This is a genomic window from Methylothermaceae bacteria B42 (assembly GCA_001566965.1).
Taxonomy (GTDB): Bacteria; Pseudomonadota; Gammaproteobacteria; order Methylococcales; family Methylothermaceae; genus Methylohalobius.
Genome location: LSNW01000005.1, coordinates 53,585 through 71,967, shown reverse-complemented (window position 1 = coordinate 71,967; position 18,383 = coordinate 53,585). Strand labels below are relative to the sequence as shown.

The 18,383-nt window shown below is 51.8% G+C and carries 12 protein-coding genes and 3 pseudogenes; 8 read left to right on the top strand and 7 right to left on the bottom strand.

The features are described 5' to 3' along the window. Positions 1-38: 38 nt before the first annotated feature. Together AXA67_03550 and AXA67_03545 are read left to right on the top strand one after the other, a co-directional pair. Positions 39-842: a hypothetical protein gene (locus AXA67_03550; protein ID KXJ41878.1), complete on the top strand. Its 804-nt coding sequence runs from the start codon at positions 39-41 to the stop codon at positions 840-842. 273 nt (positions 843-1,115) lie between these two features. After that, entirely contained in the window at positions 1,116-2,318 is a 1,203-nt protein-coding gene (locus AXA67_03545; protein KXJ41877.1) for a hypothetical protein, read from the top strand. Here AXA67_03545 and AXA67_03540 read toward each other — a convergent pair. Then, entirely contained in the window at positions 2,301-3,089 is a 789-nt protein-coding gene (locus AXA67_03540; protein ID KXJ41876.1) for a hypothetical protein, read from the bottom strand. The genes AXA67_03545 and AXA67_03540 overlap by 18 nt on opposite strands. A gap of 10 nt (positions 3,090-3,099) precedes the next feature. Further along, positions 3,100-4,263 carry a DNA-binding protein gene (locus AXA67_03535; protein KXJ41875.1) on the bottom strand — a complete coding sequence of 388 codons (1,164 nt, stop codon included), beginning with the start codon at positions 4,261-4,263 and terminating at the stop codon, positions 3,100-3,102. A gap of 369 nt (positions 4,264-4,632) precedes the next feature. Between AXA67_03535 and AXA67_03530 the strand changes: the two are divergent. The 5 genes and pseudogenes from AXA67_03530 (at position 4,633) to AXA67_03510 (ending at position 10,622) form a co-directional block, all read left to right on the top strand. Continuing rightward, positions 4,633-6,336: pseudogene (locus AXA67_03530) on the top strand (acyl-CoA synthetase). Positions 6,337-6,403: 67 nt separating this feature from the next. Next, positions 6,404-7,342 (top strand): hypothetical protein, encoded by a 939-nt coding sequence (locus tag AXA67_03525; GenBank protein ID KXJ41874.1) that lies wholly within the window; start codon positions 6,404-6,406, stop codon positions 7,340-7,342. A gap of 143 nt (positions 7,343-7,485) precedes the next feature. Then, the gene (locus tag AXA67_03520) at positions 7,486-7,734 is read left to right on the top strand and encodes an acyl carrier protein (protein KXJ41912.1); all 249 of its coding nucleotides are present in this window, start codon (positions 7,486-7,488) and stop codon (positions 7,732-7,734) included. Next, a complete protein-coding gene (locus AXA67_03515) occupies positions 7,731-8,936 on the top strand; it encodes an 8-amino-7-oxononanoate synthase (GenBank protein ID KXJ41873.1) in 1,206 nt (401 codons plus the stop codon). The genes AXA67_03520 and AXA67_03515 overlap by 4 nt, the downstream gene beginning before the upstream one ends. Positions 8,937-8,945: 9 nt before the next feature. Next, positions 8,946-10,622: pseudogene (locus tag AXA67_03510) on the top strand (hypothetical protein). Between the two features lie 70 nt (positions 10,623-10,692). On the opposite strand, the gene AXA67_03505 reads toward AXA67_03510, so the two are convergent. From AXA67_03505 to AXA67_03490, 4 genes and pseudogenes are all read right to left on the bottom strand, one after another. Next, on the bottom strand, positions 10,693-13,485 hold the full coding sequence (locus tag AXA67_03505; protein ID KXJ41872.1) for a molecular chaperone DnaK: 2,793 nt from the start codon (positions 13,483-13,485) through the stop codon (positions 10,693-10,695). Between the two features lie 335 nt (positions 13,486-13,820). Next, positions 13,821-15,662 (bottom strand): annotated as a pseudogene (locus tag AXA67_03500) (molecular chaperone DnaK). Further along, complete coding sequence (locus tag AXA67_03495; GenBank protein ID KXJ41871.1) at positions 15,659-16,300, bottom strand: hypothetical protein; 642 nt, start codon at positions 16,298-16,300, stop codon at positions 15,659-15,661. The pseudogene AXA67_03500 and the gene AXA67_03495 overlap by 4 nt, the downstream one beginning before the upstream one ends. Positions 16,301-16,536: 236 nt before the next feature. Next, positions 16,537-16,938, bottom strand: a complete 402-nt coding sequence (locus AXA67_03490; protein ID KXJ41870.1) for a hypothetical protein — start codon at positions 16,936-16,938, stop codon at positions 16,537-16,539. A gap of 379 nt (positions 16,939-17,317) precedes the next feature. Here AXA67_03490 and rpmE point away from each other — a divergent pair, with 379 nt between their 5' ends. Next, on the top strand, positions 17,318-17,521 hold the full coding sequence (gene rpmE, locus AXA67_03485; protein ID KXJ41869.1) for a 50S ribosomal protein L31: 204 nt from the start codon (positions 17,318-17,320) through the stop codon (positions 17,519-17,521). A gap of 264 nt (positions 17,522-17,785) precedes the next feature. Here rpmE and AXA67_03480 read toward each other — a convergent pair whose 3' ends face one another. Then, positions 17,786-18,382, bottom strand: a complete 597-nt coding sequence (locus AXA67_03480) for a hypothetical protein (GenBank protein KXJ41868.1) — start codon at positions 18,380-18,382, stop codon at positions 17,786-17,788. Position 18,383: the final 1 nt, after the last annotated feature.

The following is an 18,383-nucleotide window of genomic DNA, read 5'->3' as shown; positions in this document are numbered from 1 at the left end:
TCTCAAAATACGATGGGGCCAAAGCCAGGAGTTAAGGTTTGCAAACCGTTGAACTGAGCTATCAGCAATTTGGCAGTGACGGCCCGCCTTTAGTGATCCTGCACGGCCTGTTTGGATCAGGACGTAATTGGTATTCCTTTGCCCGGAATTTGGCGCAAGAATATAAGGTATTTGTGCCTGATCTTCGCGGTCATGGCGACTCCCCAAAAGTTCCGCCCTTGGATTATCCCCACATGGCGGCGGATGTCGCCCAATTATTGGCGTGCGAGGGGCTGGCCAGCGCCCATTTATTAGGCCATAGCATGGGCGGCAAGGTGGCCATGTATTTGGCCCTGACCCGCCCGGCGCTGGTGGATCGGTTGGTCGTGGTGGATATCGCTCCGGTGCAATATAGTCATAATTTTTACGACATCATTGAAACCTTAAAGCAATTGCCATTGGATCAAATCACCAGCCGCAGCGAGGCGGATGCGTTGCTGGAAAGCCGGATAGAAATTGCCGCTGTCCGCCAATTCTTGCTGCAAAATCTGGTAGCGGAAAACGATCACTATCATTGGCGTATTGATTTTGAAATTTTGGAACAAGCTCTGCCTGCCATTGCCGGGTTTCCCCAGGATTCGGAACTGCAACCGTTTGAGGGTCCCACATTATTCATTGCCGGTGGTCATTCCGAATACATTAAGACCCAATACCATCCTGCCATACGTTCTCTATTTCCCAGCGCGCTTATCAAAACCATCGAAGACGCAGGTCACTGGCTGCATCAAGATCAACCGGAACGCTTCCTCGAGATCGTTCGCTGTTTTCTGCGCAAAGCATCTTCTCATTTGACAAGCTCTTAATTAAAGCCTGCTTCCCGCCCGCCGATATCTTTACTGATATTACGCAACTTATGGCAAGGAGAGCGCTGTCACACCCTCTCCCAAAGGGAGGGGATTCAAGGCAGGGTCCGTCGCTCCCTCCACCGCTTGCGGGGGAGGGTTGGGGAGGGGGTAGCCTGTCTTGCCCGCGGGCCAATGACAGGATTCCTTGCCAGACCGCTCGCTTCGCTTGAGGGCTGCTTTGGAATGACCGTGTGTAACATCAGATCTTTAAATGGCGGTTTGGGGAATTAGGTGAAAAATCTTTTTTGGTTGTTATTTTTTGCTGCGGTGAATGCGTGGGGGGATTTTTATCAAGCCCCACTTTTGGATGCCAAGTGGCAGGTGAAGACCGCAAAACTCGCCTGCCAACTCACCCATCACATCCCTAATAGCGGACGCGCTGTTTTTATTCATGAAGCTGGAGAGCCCCTCCGATTTCAGCTTGTTCTGGAAAATGAAAACTCGGTCACCGAGGCATCGGTCAAGGTGAGCCCTGCGCCTTGGCAGCATGATGGTGGCGGAGGACGTCTATTTCCTGTCTCTGCCGTTGAAAAACAGGGTCTGGTTGGTCAACGATTAAGCGTCCAAGGGCAAACGGCGGAGATTATGTTGGCTGGACTGGTCAAGGGACGTTTTCCTAAATTTATTTACCACAGCCAGCGAAGCGATTTGGTGGATGAGTCCCGGGTGCTGGTGTCATCGGTCAGGTTTCAGGAGGTTTATGGACGGTTTCAATCGTGCCGTTTGAAACTTCCTCCGTTTGGATTAAAAGACTTTCAAGGACTGCGGTTTTATTTCCACAAGCATCAGGCGCATTTGCCAACCCGGCTTCATCGGATACTTCCCAATTTGGCGGCCTATTTGACAGCTCTGGGCAAGGGCCAAGTCGTTATAGTGGATCCGGCTGCCGGGGTGAATGGCAAGGAGGGCAGGCAGTGGTTCCAGAAAAGATGGCAAAAAATACGTCAAGCTTTAAAAAGCAGCGGATTGCCAAAAAAGCGACTGGTTGCCAATAGTCAGTCCAAAGCAAAAGCCAAGCCTAAAATACAAATTGAAATACTGGGTCCGGAAGGATTGCAGCTTTATCATTATGGACGCCGTCAGCGGGGCTTGACGCCGGTACAAAAAAAACGTCTGTATTTTCTTGCCCGCTATGTGAAAGAATTTTTTCCCGGGCGATTGGTGGTGCACGGGCACAGTGATTCCGCCCGCTGGCGCAGTGAGCATCAAAGCCGACGGCTATCCCGGCAATGGGCGGAAAGAGTCAGGGATTATTTGGTAAGTTTAGGCGTGGAAAAAGCACGGATCGCGATTAAAGCCTGGGGCTCGCGCAAGCGGGTTGCCAGCAACCGCAGCAAAACCGGACAGGCGAAGAACCGCCGGGTTTGGGTGGAGTTTGTGGAAAAACCGGCTTTGCCAACAAGGTATTCGCAAGCGTCATTTAGAACTTATTAATTGTTGCGCAAGTTTCCAGTCTTCGACGCTGTCCACATCAACGGCGGCTTCAGGAAAGGGAAGAATCAGGAACTTTACTCGGATGCCGAGCTTCTTTTTGACTTGTGCTGTTACGTCATCGGTACTGAGCCGCCCCAATAAATAAAGTAACAGCGCAAAAGGTCCCAAGGCGCGTATCAAACGCCATGGATGCTTGCGTTCTTGTTCCAATCGGCGCCAAAAGCTGACTATCTGTCGCCCTTTTGGAGTAAGAAATGCAAATAAGTTGCAACTGCAAAAAGGGCCGTCGGAGAACTTCAAGGTCGTTCGCTTGGCTCGGGGAATCCGGGTAATGACATCTTGATAACGAACCAGGCCGACAACCACATCGCAGTCACATGCCAAGGCTTTACTGCAAAAAAAATTGACGATTTCGGGCGAAAGCAAAGCACTATCAGCGGTCGTGAGAAGCGCTGGACGGCTTTCATCGATAGCCGCAAAACTCGAAAGGACACTCAAGCTGGGCGAAGGTTGTGGCGCTATCCATTCTACCTGACCTTGGGTCAGAAGGGTTTCTATATCCGTATTGGCAAGCATTTCTTTTGGTGGGCCGCACAATAGGCGCCTGTTGATATAAGGACTTTGCCCTAAGGTGTCCAGTACTCTGGCCAGCATTGGCTTTCCGCCGACCTTTGCCAAGGCTTTGCAAGGCACGCCCGCGGTTTTGGCGACGAGGTTTTCTTGTTCGCGGTCAGCGGCGAGGACAATGGCATCGAATTGGGTTTTGGGCATGACGTCCTTCTCAGGTTAAGGATTTTTGGTAGATCCGATAGCGTTTATAACAGCGCCCGCCCAAGCTTTCTATAACGCCCCGGATGCGTTGATTATCTTCCAGAATCCAGGATAACTCCATTTGTTTAATGCCTTTACGGACAACCGGCTGGCGCAGGGACTCAATTAACAGGTAAGCGATGGCAGCTCCTATGAGATTGTTGCGATAGCGGCTTCGAACGCCCATCAATGGAACCCGGCCCATATTAGGGTAAGCGGTTTTCCAGCGCCACAACAGCTTGAGCCATCCAAGCGGGAAGAGCTTGCCGTTCAAATCCCGGATCAGCTGATTCAGGTCAGGCATGGCTATGATCATCCCCACAGCCTCCCCTTGGTATTCGGCAATCTGGACAAAATCGTCGTCAATTACAAACCGCAAAGTTGAACCAATCTCCTGAAATTCCTCTTTCGTAAAAGGCACGAACCCCCAATTATCCGCCCAGGCATCGTTGAAGATGTCCCTAAGTAATTCAAACTCTTCCTTTAACCGGGATCGCTTCAAGGGCCGGACATGCATCTCTTGTGCTGCTTTGCGGCTGAGATTGACCCCAGCTTCTGGAGGAGGTATTTGTGCGTCAATGAGAAAGGCGAGCAAGTCTTTGGCCTTGCTATAGTTTAATGCTTCTAATTGGCGGGCATAATAGGGCGGGTTATGCGGCATCATAAACACAGGCGGTTTGTCGAAGCCTTCTATTAATAACCCGCATTCCTGATTAATGGATAAATTAAAAGGGCCTTGAATGGTTTCAATACCCTGATCCCGTAGCCAGGATTCTGCTGCCTCCAATAACAAAGAGAAAACCGATGGGTCATCAATGGATTCCAGCAGGCCAAAAAATCCAGTGGGTTGGTCGTATCGTTGCAAATATAAATCATCAATCTGGGCGCTGATTCTACCGACAGGTCGATCACCTAGATAAGCAATCCATGCCTGCCAGCGGGCATGAGCGAAATAGGGATTTTTGGGGGATAAATGGAGGCGCCGTTCTGATTTTAGCGGTGGTACCCATAGATCATCATTCTGATAGATAGACCAGGGTACCTCTATAAAACGATTCAAGTCCTTGGGGTTTTGGACTGGCTGGATTTTTATAGCGTTAGTAGAGGGGGTGGCCACGTGTTGTTTTTTTGTCAAAAAAATCCGGAAAGCCTATTCTAATAGAAATGATGTTGGTTTTTGGCGGAATGTTGTTTAGTTGTTTGTCAGATACTATTGATTGTTTTCTCGCAACAGGCTATCATTTTAATAACTGGTTAAAACGGGATCACGAGCTTTCGGAAGGTTAGCCGTGCGCTTGTTTCTGAATCTGTGACAATGCTATGATGTTTAGGATTCAGTAGATAGCCTGGCTTTCGCAAGAAAGCAACTAAATATTTTAGCAACAGGGAATCGCAGGGAAAGCGTTTTTCAGGTCAATGGAGGGTTTTGGGGATGGATTAGCCATCGCCTGTTGCTTTGGTCACAGCAATTGTTCGATATATTTAAGAATAAGGGGAGAGGCTCTTGGGTGCTCAAGCTACGCCAACTGAAAATACTCTGCCTTTGCGACCTGCCGATTTTTCCACACTCGCGGAAGCTTTGGATTATGCCGCATTAGGCCAAACGGGATGTAATTTCTACAACGGCAGGGGAGAGTTCTACGAGGCATTGCCCTACGCCAAACTAAGGGAAGAAGCGCTCATTCTGGCGCGGCGGTTGGCCGGGCTGAATCTGGAGCGGCAGTCCCGAGTGGCACTCGTTGCCGAGACCAATCCTGATTTCATGCGTTTTTTCTTTGCCTGTCAATATGCAGGGTTAATCCCTGTGCCATTACCGATTCCTTTCAGTTTGGGCAGTCACCAGGCATACGTTCGCCAATTGCGGGCGATGCTGGAGAGCTGTAAGCCAAGTATTGCCATGGCCCCGGAAGGTTTTGCTTCGTTTTTGAATGAAGCAACGGAGGGGCTTGAAATTAAGTATTTCGGTACGCCTGAGGACTTTGACGAATTGTCTGAGTCGGAAACCGAGCTGCAGCCGCTACAATCGAATGAGCTGGCCTATTTGCAATATACCTCTGGAAGTACCCGCTTTCCCCGGGGCGTGATGATTAAGCAAGCGGCGGTGATGGATAATTTGGCGGGTATCGCTCAGCACGGCGTGAAGTTACGTCCTGGCGACCGGGCGGTTTCCTGGCTGCCCTTTTATCACGACATGGGACTGGTTGGCTTGATGCTGACGCCGGTAGCTTCTCAGGTTTCCGTGGATTATTTGGGTACCCGGGAATTTGCCATGCGCCCCCGCCAATGGTTGGCGTTAATGTCCAAGAATAAAGCGACCATCTCCTTCGGTCCTCCATTTGGCTATGAATTGTGTCAGCGGCGGTTGCGCCCTGGCGAGGCGGAAAAATTTGATCTCAGCGCTTGGCGAGTGGCGGGCGTGGGCGCTGAAATGATCCGTACCGAAGCGCTGGATCGTTTTGCTGATGCTTTGGCGCCTGCGGGATTTGATAAGGGTGCCTTTTTACCTTGCTATGGTATGGCCGAGTGTTCACTTGCAGTCACCTTTGCGCCATTGGGTCAAGGCCTGAAAACAGATGCCGTGGATGCCGAGAAACTGGCGTATGATAGCGTTGCCGTTCCTTCTACATCGACGGTTGCAAAAGAAGTGAGGCGGTTTGTCGATTGCGGCCAATTGCTTCCCGGTTTTGAGCTTATGATTAAAGACGAGCAAGGTAACGAGTTGCCAGACCGCCAAATTGGCACTGTTTTTCTACGTGGCCCCAGTGTGATGTCAGGTTATTTTGAAGAGCCCCAAATTACCCAAGAAGTCTTGAGTGAAGACGGCTGGCTCAATACCGGCGATTTGGGCTATTTGGTGGGTGATCGTTTGTATTTGACCGGCCGCGAAAAAGATTTGATTATCGTCAATGGCCGTAATATCTGGCCCCAGGATCTGGAATACCTGGCGGAGCAGCAACCTGAAGTTCGTCCCGGTGACGCGCTTGCATTTGGCGTGCCTGGCCCCAATGGCGGTGATTTGACAGTTTTGGTTGTTCAATGCCGGGAAACAGATGATACAAAGCGTAAGGATTTGCTTGACCGCATCCGCAACCGGGTCCGTTCGGAAGTGGGCGTGGATTGTATGATTGAGCTGGTGCCGCTGCATACCTTGCCGCGGACTTCCTCGGGTAAATTGTCCCGCTCCAAAGCGCGGCAAAATTTTATCGCCACCCATGACTTTTCCATGATTGGGATGTGTCATAACGAGGAGCAGACTCGGCCCAAAGCCGACCGCCGTGCCGTCTGATCGGAATATAAAACCCACGGTTGCCATTACCGGAGCCACAGGTTTTATTGGCGCTGCCGTTGCACGGAAATTGGAGGAAGAAGGCTGGCGGGTAAAAACCCTGGTTCGGCCAGGGTCAGAAAAGAAGCTTCCCAGTCAGCACAGTTACGAAGTTTGCACTGGCACCCTGGAGGATACTTCCGCGCTGGAAGAATTGGTATCTAATGCGGATGCCGTGGTTCACTGCGCGGGGTTAGTGCGGGGGATTTCTCAGGCGGAATTCGATAGCGTCAATGTAGACGGCGTTGAGCGTTTGGCCGAAATCACCGCCGCTTGCCCCCGTCCTCCCAAATTCGTTTTATTTTCTTCCCTTGCTGCCCGCCAGCCCCACCTTTCACCCTATGCTTTGAGTAAATGCCGGGGGGAAGCAGTTCTAACCGGCAGCCAGGATTTGCCCTGGGTGATTTTACGTCCTCCCGCTGTTTACGGTCCTGGAGATCAAGAACTCTTACCCCTGCTCAAATCTATGGCTCTAGGGTTTGCGCCCATTTTAGGCCCAAGAGAGGCCAGGTTTTCATTGTTATATGTGGGAGATTTGGCGGCTGCTGTTTCCAGCGTATTGCAAAAATTCCCCAAGGGCGAGATTTTGGAATTAGATGACAACAAAGAAGGCGGGTATGATTGGCAGGAAGTGGTAACCATTGCCAGACGAGTGCGCGGAAGACCCGTTGTGTCTGTGCCAGTACCGGGGTGGCTACTTCAATCTATTGCGTTGGTTGCCGCTGGATCGGCAAAGGTTTTGGGTTTTCCTCCCATGTTGACGCCGGGAAAGGTCAAAGAGTTGCGGCATGAGAATTGGGTTTGTGATAACGCCAAAATTAATCGCCTGTTACCCTGGGAACCCAAGGTACAGTTTGAGCAAGGGTTCCAACTAGCGCTTGCTGGTTGAGGTAGCGATCCTTACCACCTATCCGTTTGCATCTCCGCCACCAGAGCGGATAAATAGTGAGGTGGCGATTTTGTTTGGTTGACAATCCATGGCAACGTGCCACTATAAATTCCAATGGTTATTTCACTCGATTCAATGAAATTATGAAATCTTACGAAGAAATTCTGAATGAACTATTTGATTTGATTCGCCCCATGGTGCCCAACGCCAAGGAACTTTCTCCCGAGATGGAATTGGTGGATAATTTGGGGCTGGATTCCATGAAGGTTATGAACTTGCTCCAGGAAATCGAAGATCAGTTCGATGTATCCATCCCGCTTAATGTGTTGCCGGATGTTCGGACCGTTGGAGATCTGGCGCAAAAAATCCATCAAATTCTCGAGTCCGAATGAGCCTGTTTGATAAATTCAAGCCCCTTTTGGCCGCAAGGGCTGAACTGAGCGATATCGGTGTTGATCCCTTCAATGTGAAGGTAGAGAAGATCCTTTCACCCACGGAAGCGGTTGTCAATGGTCACCGGGTGATTTTGGCGGGCACCAATAATTATTTGGGGCTGACGTTTCATCCCGAGTGTATCGCCGCCGCGGAAAAAGCTTTGCGGGAACAAGGTTGCGGTACTACGGGCTCGCGAATGGCCAATGGTAATTATGCCGATCATCTGGCCTTGGAGCGCGAATTCGCCGAATTTTACGACAAGCCCTACGCCATGGTGTTTTCCACCGGCTATCTGGCCAACCTGGCGATCCTTTCCACTGTACCTGGCGCTGATGATGTCATTTTGATTGATTCCGATAGTCACGCCAGTATTTATGACGGTTGCCGCATGAGCAATGCGGAAGTGATCCGCTTTCGCCATAACGATGCTGACGATTTGGCCAAGCGTTTGCGGCGGTTAAAAGACAGGGCTTCCCGGACCTTGGTGGTCGTGGAGGGCATTTACAGCATGCTGGGCGATGTTGCCCCCCTGAAAGAGATTGCCGCGGTCAAGCAGGAATATGGCGCTTACTTGATGGTGGATGAGGCGCATTCCTTAGGGGTACTTGGCGAAACCGGCCGAGGTGCCTCCCAGGCGGAACAAGTGGAAGATCAAGTCGATTTCATTGTTGGGACTTTCAGTAAAAGTCTAGGGTCTATCGGGGGCTATTGCGTGAGTCACCACCCGGAACTGGAAATTCTTCGCTATGCCGCCCGGCCTTATATTTTTACCGCGTCATCATCTCCGTCCCTGATTGCCTCAACCCGCGTGGCTTTGCGACTGTTACGGGAAGGGGCGGAATTACGGGAAAAATTATGGAACAATGCGTCCCGTTTTTATGAGGGATTGAAGCAAATGGGTTGCCGGCTCGGCCCTCAACTAAGTCCTGTGATTCCCATCATGCTGGGCGAATCTCGGCCCGAAGCCATAGCCATCTGGCATGACCTCTTGCACAGTGGCGTGTATGTCAATTTGGTGATGCCCCCGGCATCTCCCGATACAAGATGCATGCTGCGATGCAGTATGAGCGCCGCCCATGCGCCTGGACAAATTGATACATTGCTCGATGTCTTTGCCAAAGTATTATCCGCCCATGGTATGAAAAGCGGTGATTCTTAGGGTGACAAAGTGCAGCTTCTGATCCGTTTCCTCAAAGCCTATCCCAAGCAAAGCATCATTGTTTTGCTTGCCTTGATTGTTGCCGGGCTAGTGGAGGGCATCAGCCTGACCGCGTTACTCCCCATGCTCAGTGTGGCGGTGGAACAAAGCGGGCAAGGCGGCATCTCTCTGGGTGACGAGCAAAAAAATCACTACCTGGTGCAAGCCATAGAATGGATTGGATTGACGCCCAGCCTGGGGTTGTTAATAGCCGTTTTAGTCGCAGGCATTGTGCTGCGAAGCGGTTTTATTCTGATTGCCAAGAAATACGTGGGTTATACCATCGCCCGGGTGGCGACAGATCTTCGCCTCTCTCTCTTAAAAGCCCTGTTGTCCGCGCGCTGGCTGTTTTATTTGAAACAACCCATTGGCATGCTTGCCAATGCCATGTCCAGCGAACCCGATAGAGCCTCCAAGGCCTATTTGCATGGCACGACCATGCTGGCGGCGATGATTCAGCTCATGGCCTATATTGGGGTGGCATTGACCATTTCCTGGAAAGCGACCTTGGCTTATATGACCGCTTCGATGGCCATCTTGTTCGTATTGCGTTATTTCGTGCGCATGGCAAGGAAGGCGGGGAAGCGCCAAACCAAAGTGCTCAAGGCGCTGCTCAGGCAATTGACGGATATATTGCAATCAGTTAAACCGCTGAAAGCCATGGGGCGGGAAGATTTGGCCGATCGGGTCATCAGCACCGAAACTATCCGCTTGAACAAGGCTTTGGAGCGGCAAGTCTTGAGTAAGGAAGCCTTAAAGGCAATCCAGACGCCTGCGTTTATGGGTTTGGTGGGCCTGGGTTTTTATATCGGGCTGGTGCAATGGCGAATGCCGGCGGCGGAAGTCATGGTGTTGCTGTTGTTGCTGAGCCGGGTCATGACCAGTTTGGGCAAGGTTCAAAGCTTGTACCAAAACATGGTGGTCTGCGAAAGCGCCTATTGGTCTCTGCAGGCGACTATCGAGGAAGCCGAGCGCAATGTCGAACCATTGGGTGGACAGTTGAAACCCACTTTGAATCACGGGATCGAGCTGGAAAACGTTTCCTTCGCTTATGACCGCAAGCCAATCCTTAAATCGATCAGTCTTGAAATCCCCGCCGGAAAATTGACCACATTGATTGGTTTTTCCGGCGCTGGGAAGACCACCGTGGTGGATTTGATTATTGGTTTGCTGAGCCCTCAGAGCGGGAAAATCCTGGTGGATGGGATCGATTTGAGCCAGATGAATCTCCGTGCCTGGCGGCGGATGATTGGTTATGTGCCCCAGGACAATCTGCTTCTGCACGATACCGTGCTCTACAATGTCACCTTTGGTGATCCCTCCCTTTCCCGCGCCGACGCCGAGTGGGCGTTAAAGGCCGCGGGCGCCTGGGAATTCATTACCGCCTTGCCTCAAGGGATCGAGACGGTTGTGGGAGAGCGGGGCGCCAGACTCTCCGGTGGACAAAGACAGCGGATCATGATTGCCCGGGCATTGGTGCACCGGCCTAAACTGTTGATTTTGGACGAGGCCACCAGCGCATTGGATCCCAAAAATCAACGGGCAATTTGCCGCACTTTGGCGGGATTGAAACATGAAGTCACCATCCTCGCCATTTCCCATCAGCCAGCCATGGTGGAAATCGCCGACCGGGTGTACCAACTGGAAGGCGGCCGGGCAGTGCTTTCTTCATCCAATTGGGCTGAAAAGCGCTTTGTGGAAGCTATCTAGATCTGGTTCAGGCGATTAACTTCAACCCCGGTGGCAAGGATTCCCCAAACATCCTCTTTTCATCTTCCTGGGACAATTCGCTCACAGGTTGGCTGACCATATCAATCCAGGAGGCAGGCGCTTTTGACTGTCGCAGTTTCTTAATGACGGCTTGTCTTAAAGATTCATCAATATCCCGTACCCGGTCGCCGCTCATGCGGGCCAACAGGGCGGCGGCAAAGCCCAGGGCTGGTTTCTTTTTGAAGTCCAGTTGCAATAGTTTTTCCAGCCAAGCCTGGCTGGCTTCCTTGGGAACCACATGGTGGCTGCTGGCATAAAAGGGGATGCGGCAGCCGATTCTACCCAAAGCCCAGGCACTTTGCTCCGGTTCCTTGGGATTCTTTTGCAGGCGGGTAAGCAGCCAATTGCCTGATTGGATTTTGTCTTCGACCGGCAGTAACTCCAGCACCGCTGCCAGGCGAACGATATTCTCATAACTGTGTTGCTTGGCCAGACTAGCCATTTTACCTTTGCGGGCCTTGACGGGATCGATGTAATCCTTGATATCTTGATAGATCTGAAGTTGTTGTTCTGGATTCAGCCCCCCCGCAATACGGCGCCAGAATGTCCACCATTCCGCCCAATTCTGAATCACGTTGACGAATTGCAACCCCGGTTGGTAAAGATTCCAGGATTGCTCCAGGCGCCAGTCATCCAATGGATAACCAAAGCCCGGACGCAGGCAGAAGCCGGTCAGGCTGAACCAGGTTCTTTCGTGCTGCGGACTGCGGCGGCGGTATTTGAGGCCATCCAGTAAATGATCCGCCAGTTCGCGTAACAAGTTGATGTCCCAGCCGTCCCGGGATCCCAGGCATTTTTCCAATTCGCCCCGGAGAGTTTTGACCAGTTTGGGTGAGACTGACTTGGATTTCTTGCCAAAAACTTCGCCAATCAAAGTCTTGGCTTCGTTAATGTTAGGGTGGCTTGATTCGGTGGATAGGAAATCCTGGGGCGCCGGGCTGGATTTTCTCAGTTGAAATTCCAATTGCCAACGTTGCTTGGGGTTGTCTGCCGCAATGCAGTGCAGTTGCAGGGTGCCGATTTCCGTCAATTGTGCGGCGAGCTTGACGTTGATTTCCGATTCTCCATCGCTGGATTGAGGGTCTAATGCCACGGCCGAAGGTGGCAGATTGGCATAGTCTTCATTCTCGAGACTGATGATTTCGCCGGGTTGGTAGTTGGTATCCTCATTGGAGGTGACCAGATTAAAGCGTACCGCCTTTCCCAAACGGAGAGCAAAAATCCGGTTTTCCAGGATGACTTCCGTCTCTTCAGGGGTGCCTTTGGGGAGTAGGCAAATACCTCGGGTGTCTCCCCGTTCGTCTTCCACCACCAAAAAGTAGCTGCGTGCGGCCCCTCCCTGGATTTTAAGCTGCAGACCTTGCCGCGCCATGGCGTAGGCGACCGCGCCCGCGGCCACGGCGAAATCGGGCCGGGGATTGTCCAAATGCAGCAGCCCTTGGCTGCTCCAGGAAGAGACGATATCCAGCAATCGTTGGCTGATGATGTGACTGCGGAACACGCCGCCATTGAGAAGAATGGCGTCGGGTACCGGCGGGGCGGAGGCATCGCCCAAGGCTTCCCGCGCCGCCTGGGTATGAAGGCAAAGGAATGCGGCAATATGTTTGGTGATGGCCGGATCAGAGACATAAGGCAAGCCGAATTCCACCAGGCCCAGACGTTTGCCGTGGGGATGATCGGAAAGGGTGGCTTCGGGGAAGAAGCCGTCCAAAACGATATGCCTGACCTCTTCCCGTGTCAATTCCACAGACCGGGCGCCGCCGATAAGTTTCGAGCCGCTTCCCAAAACAGTGACGGTGGCGGACTCCGGACTATCTTCTGTCAATAACCGTTCTTTGGCGGACCGGCATTGCTCGATCAATTGATAGAAATCCGCAGGGGAAAGTTTCTGTCCTTGATCGATCAGGTGTTCTTCGGCCAAATGGGCCAGCATTAAATCAATGTTGTCTCCGCCCAGCAGCAAGTGATTACCCACGCCCACCCGGGTCAGTTTGGGTTGTTTTTTTCCTTGCTCGACTTGAATTAGGGTAAGATCGGTGGTGCCGCCGCCCAAGTCAACCACTAACAATAAACGCACATTATTGAGCAAGCGCAGGTTGTTTTGATGGCGGTTGAGCCAGTCGTAGCAAACCGCTTGGGGCTCCTCGAGCAGATGGATTTGGGGTAATCCGGCCTGGCGGGCGGCCCCCAGGGTTAAGGCGCGGGCGGCGTCATCGAAGGAAGCAGGGACGGTAATAACGACTTCCTGATCTTCCATGGGATAATCAGGTAAACGATAATTCCATGCGCCGCGCACATGGGCAAGAAAGCTGGCGGATGCCGTTAAGGGAGACACTTTGGGCACTTCCTTGGGCGCGCCCCAGGGCAGAATTTCCGCCATTCTGTCCACATTGGAGTTACACAGCCAGCTTTTGGCGCTGGTAACCATCCGCCCTTGAGACTTGACACCCAATTGCCGGGCAAATTCGCCCAGGATGGCGCTGGGAACCGGGTCGTTGATATCCGGTTGCGGCCAGGGGAGGCTGTGGGATTCTGGGGCAATTTCCCCTTCAATGGGATGATAGCGTACCGAGGGGAGTAGCGGTCGTTCGGCAACCTCGCCAGGCGCGATTAATTGGGGAATGGCAAAACGCTCGATGGGCGCGTTTTTTCCCAGCTTGCGATCGGCATAGGCCACGACGGTGTGGGTGGTGCCGAGATCAATGCCAATCCAGTAACGAGGTTGCTTGGGTTGAGTCATCCTTTGAAGCTATCTCAATGAGCCTGGGGAACGGTTTTCGGGAAATGCCATTAACTTCCTGGCATCATCCTGGCCACCAGCCTTCCCAAGAGCCGTTCCCCTCCCTCCTTGACATTACCTATAAGAGGGTATTTTAAGGGTTATCACTTTTTGAAAGGCCAAAAGGCCGGTTTTTTCTCATCGCCTTGTCCTGGCGTTTCTTCGGGAGCGGGGTTTTCATCCGTGGCTGCAGCAGGTTGTTCAATGGGTTCTTGTTGGACGTTATTTTCAAGCGCCTGTTCCAGCTCAGGTTCAGTCTGAGTTGTGGTTTCAGTGCTTGTGGAAGCAGCGGCAGCGGGCGTCTCCTTTTCCCGAACTTCAAACTCAATCTTCCAGCGTTCTCCTGTGTCTTTGGCGACAGCTTCCAGGCGCAATGTGCCTACTTCAGTAACGGCCGCGGCGAGCTTGACCGGGACGACTTCTCCCGGTTTATGATTTTCCGGTGGCAGTGTGATTTCAATTTCATCCAGTTCTTCGATTTCGTCCTCACGCCATTGATCCAGTAAGGTGCCCACTTGATCTTCCCGGCGGATGGTGGAAGCAAAAAAGCGGAAGCGCACGGGCTCTCCCACCACAACGCCAAACTCATAGGGGGGGAGTGGTGCTTCGGTACCTTCTTCCATGCCGAATGGCGCGACGCAAAGCAGTCGTATGGGTGGCGGAAAACCCGGAATGGCCGGCATGGCGCTTTCCACGCCTACATAATAGGCCGCGGCGGTACCGCCACGAATTCTCACGCCGCCGCCAAGACGGACATAACCATAGTAGGCGGCGCCTCTGGAGACGGCCAGGTCCAGGTCAGCGCCTTCCAGCAAGCGGGCGGGCTCGGCGTTATCCCGGGTCAGCCAATGGTTGACCACTTCCAATAACCGTTCCGATAGTAACTTTGCCTTGAACACCCCGCCATTAAGAAGCACAGCCGAAGGGTGGATAAACCGGGCATTTTCAGGGAGTTGAATATCTTCCAATTCATCCGCCGCGCTGACTTGACGGCTGAGGAAGTAAGCCAAGTGCGTGGTAATGCGGGCATCTTGCGCATAGGGCAGGCCCAGTGTGGTTAAGCCGGTTCGGGGGCGGGAGATCGGCTTTTCGTCGATTTCCACAATGGGGAAAAAACCATCGATGAGCGTCCGGTCAACTTCTTCCCGGGTTAATTCACTGCGCAGCGTACCGCCAATCAGTTTCGACCCCCGGCTGGGGACGATCACCGGGGCGGAAGTTAACTCAGGATCGGCCAACAGTTGTTCCTTGGCTTCCCGGCAACTGTGGGTCAGGGCCTGGATCTGCCAGGGATCGAGTTGGGTGCCTTCTTGTTCCAGCTTCATCTTGACTACATAGGCCAGGGCCAAATCCATGTTGTCGCCGCCCAGCAGAATATGGTCGCCAACGGCAACGCGGTTGAGCTGCAGGTTGCCGTCTTCCTCGGTCACCGCAATCAAGGACAAGTCGGTGGTGCCGCCGCCAACATCCACCACCAGAATAATGTCGCCGACGTTGACTTGTTCGCGCCAAGTGCCTTCCGTGCGTTGAATCCAGCTATATAATGCAGCCTGAGGTTCCTCCAGAAGAATGGCGTTATCAAGGCCGGATTCCCGCGCGGCTTCCGCAGTCAGTTCCCGGGCCGCGGGGTCGAAAGAGGCGGGCACGGTGATGATGAGGTGCTGTTGTTCCAGAGGTTCCTCTGGATGATGGTAATTCCAGGCATCCCGGAGATGCTGTAAATATTCCATCGAGGCTTGATAGGGGGAAACCCTGGGCACTTCTTCCGGGGCTTCAATGGGCAGAAAAGGCTCCTTGCAGTTGACCCCGGCGTGACACAGCCAGCTTTTGGCGCTAGAAACCAAGCGTATCGGGGTTTTGCTGCCAAGCTCCCGGGCCAGCACGCCGACAATATGATCTACTTTTTCTTTCCACGGGAGAACGAGATCTTCCGGGCGTAACTCCGCTTCGTGGGGTAGATAGAGAAAGGAGGGAAGTTGTTGCCGTTCTTCCACCTCGCCGGGTGCAATTAACTGCGGAACGCCCAGTACTTCAAGCGGGGCTTTTTCGCCGTCGCACTGCTGCAAATTGACCCACGAAACCACACTATTGGTAGTGCCCAAATCAATTCCTACGGCATAGCGTTTTTCATCACTCACAGTTCCACCTCCGCTGGTGCCAGGATTTCGACCTTGTGGCCTTCAGAGAGCTGCGGCAACTTCACGTTGGACACCCGCCAGCCACGATGTACCAATACTCCCTGAAAGGGGGGTTGGCCTACAATATTGCCGGTAATACGGATTTCCGCGGGGTCGAAACCTTTGGGGATTGTAATTCGTGTGCCTTCCTTTTCGCCGCGAACCGGCTCGATATCGAAATGGTCATGTAAAACCTTACGGCAGCCTTCGTGAACGATTCTGGCGGCGGCGCCAACATCGGCATCTGAATAGCCGCTGATATTTTCTTCGATAAAATCGATAAAACGCGCTTCTCCCTGGAGCAAGCCTAAAAACTGTAGCGCAGCGTCCGGAGTAGGTTCGCGTAGGATCACAGGTTTGGGTGGTGCGGCAGGGGCGGGTTTTTCTTTGGGGGCTTCAGTAATCGCCGCCGCTGGTTGCTCTTTGATGGCCGGAGGGGCTTGTTGGATGATTGCGGGTCTGCTGGAACGCCTGAGTAATGCAATAACGGCAATAGACAGTACCAGAACCAGTAAAAATAGCAGGATAAAGATTGCTATCGCTAACGCAACATGTAAAGCATCCAAAGTGGTTGGGAGCTGAGACAGATCGATTTTCATGAATACCTCTTGGAAGATCCTTATTATTCAGGGAAGCCGTCAAAAAACGGTTTCCTCATGTTAAACAGTTAGGCCTTATCCGCCTTTTTCTTCTTGGTTCACTGTAGGCTGGAATTTATCATGGTAAAAAATTACTGAAATTGTATCATTTTTAAGCACAAATATAGTTTCAGCATCCTGGATAAAGGCACGGCACGGGCATATCTGGTACAGCCTGCGCCGGGATAGGATTCGGGCTACGGTTGATTCGCCGCTCTTTGCCTTGCCTCCATGGACATGATGATGCGTAGTACATGACGGGCGGCTTGGGTGCGTTTCCGGCGTAAATACCGTTGGGTAATAGTGTCATCCACATTTTCTTTGGCAAAGGCGGTGCGGATTGGAGCTAGACGGTTTTCGCACCGCTTCAGCAGCTTGCCGGTTTCATATCTAGAGTCCCCCCCGCGATATTGGTAGCGGATCAATTCATGTTCGATGCAAGAAAAATAATCATTAGAGGCTTGGCGTGCCGATTGGATGGTTTGTGAGGACAAAGTGCTAGGTTGCCAATGTTTGGGTTGGGCTGATTTTTCTGTAGTTGCACAACCGGCCAGCAATAAAAAACTCCAAACCAGGATGTTCGTTTTTGCTCTTGTCATTGTAATCCTCACTTTCATGATTTTGAACTTAGGATACCTCTGATCAATTTGTCCGTGAATTGCAGAGGACGAAAAACAAAAGTACGATTTCCTGTTTTTCGTCACAAAATCAATCGGTTGTTTCTTTTGATTTTAGCGGTACATTCTTAGGAGTGATTTTACGAAAATCGTTCAAAGTCTTCGATAGTTTTCTGAAGATCCGGCTTGAGAAGTGCAAAGGCCAAGGCTGTATTGTTATAAGGTTTGAGAAAAAATAGTAGAAAAAAGACGTCTAAAGCTTGTAAAAAAACAGCAGGTTCAATATGATTACTTGTTTAATTTTGCATTGCTGATAATGGTCGAACATTAAAAATGTTCGGTCTAGATAGAGGTGAAGTACATGAAACCTGGAATTCATCCAGAATATAAAGAAATTACAGTTACTTGTAGTTGCGGACACACTTTTGAAACCAAGTCCACGCTGGGCAAGGACATCCATGTGGAAGTTTGTTCTGCCTGTCACCCATTCTATACAGGCAAGCAGAAAATTGTAGATACCGCCGGCCGGGTGGACAAGTTCCGCCGCAAGTACGGTAGCAATTAATTTCAACCTACATCTTGCAAGCGATTCGAGTACCGAGGGTGTTAGGCAAGGCGGCAAGCCAATTTTCGCGTAGGCGTGGCAGCGCTACTTCGAGCATAAAATTTGGTGCAGCCAACCCAGCATAAGGGCTTGATTTGGCTGCCGAGTGCCGAAATACTTGTAGAATTTAGGTTCAAGTCAGTTGTTGATTTTCTAATGTCTGCGGCACCGCCAGCACACCGGCTGTACCGCAGGCACCCTTAAAGTTGATGCTTCTTTGGCCGGTTACGATTCATCTGCGTTGTAACTGGCCAACAGCTTTCTGAGTTTTTTTAAAGAAGCCCGCGGTGGCGCGTTTTTGGAGGATTGCCGCAAGGCAATTGCGGGGTACAGGAAAATCCTGACGATGCGTTCTTCGCGGGATAACTCAATCACCGGGATTTTCAATAGCCTGGTATTTAATTCCACGTCTGCAAAAGGCATTTCCCTGAAGGGAATGCCGACTTGATTGATTTTTAAGAGAACCTCTTCCGGGGTTTCCGGAAACAAGTGCAGAAGAATGGGGCTATGATCCCCGGCTGTGCCTTCCAATACAGGCCCCACCAAGCGAGGGGAAAAATCCTCAAATAATTCCATGGTTTCCAGCGCAATCTCTTGCAGCTTGCGGATAAACTGGGGCTGCTTCATAAAGCGGAAAATCCGGTGATATTCCTGTAAGGCTAGATCTATTTCTTCGTTGCTTGGCAAGTCTTGATTACCTTCCAGGCCTAGCCTGTGGATGGCCTTTTTTTTGGCCAGGGCATATTGGCTGATGCCTTCTTCAACCATGATGCGGGCGCAGGCTTGAGCAATGTGTTGGCGGATTCTGGAATGGGTTTCCATT

Excerpts from the sequence above, each read along its gene's own strand:
- AXA67_03540 (KXJ41876.1), bottom strand. The coding sequence starts at position 3,089 with ATGCCCAAAACCCAATTCGATGCCATTGTCCTCGCCGCTGACCGCGAA.
- AXA67_03520 (KXJ41912.1), top strand. The coding sequence starts at position 7,486 with ATGAAATCTTACGAAGAAATTCTGAATGAACTATTTGATTTGATTCGC.
- AXA67_03515 (KXJ41873.1), top strand. The coding sequence starts at position 7,731 with ATGAGCCTGTTTGATAAATTCAAGCCCCTTTTGGCCGCAAGGGCTGAA.
- AXA67_03505 (KXJ41872.1), bottom strand. The coding sequence starts at position 13,485 with ATGACTCAACCCAAGCAACCTCGTTACTGGATTGGCATTGATCTCGGC.
- AXA67_03495 (KXJ41871.1), bottom strand. The coding sequence starts at position 16,300 with ATGAAAATCGATCTGTCTCAGCTCCCAACCACTTTGGATGCTTTACAT.
- AXA67_03490 (KXJ41870.1), bottom strand. The coding sequence starts at position 16,938 with ATGACAAGAGCAAAAACGAACATCCTGGTTTGGAGTTTTTTATTGCTG.
- rpmE (KXJ41869.1), top strand. The coding sequence starts at position 17,318 with ATGAAACCTGGAATTCATCCAGAATATAAAGAAATTACAGTTACTTGT.
- AXA67_03480 (KXJ41868.1), bottom strand. The coding sequence starts at position 18,382 with ATGGAAACCCATTCCAGAATCCGCCAACACATTGCTCAAGCCTGCGCC.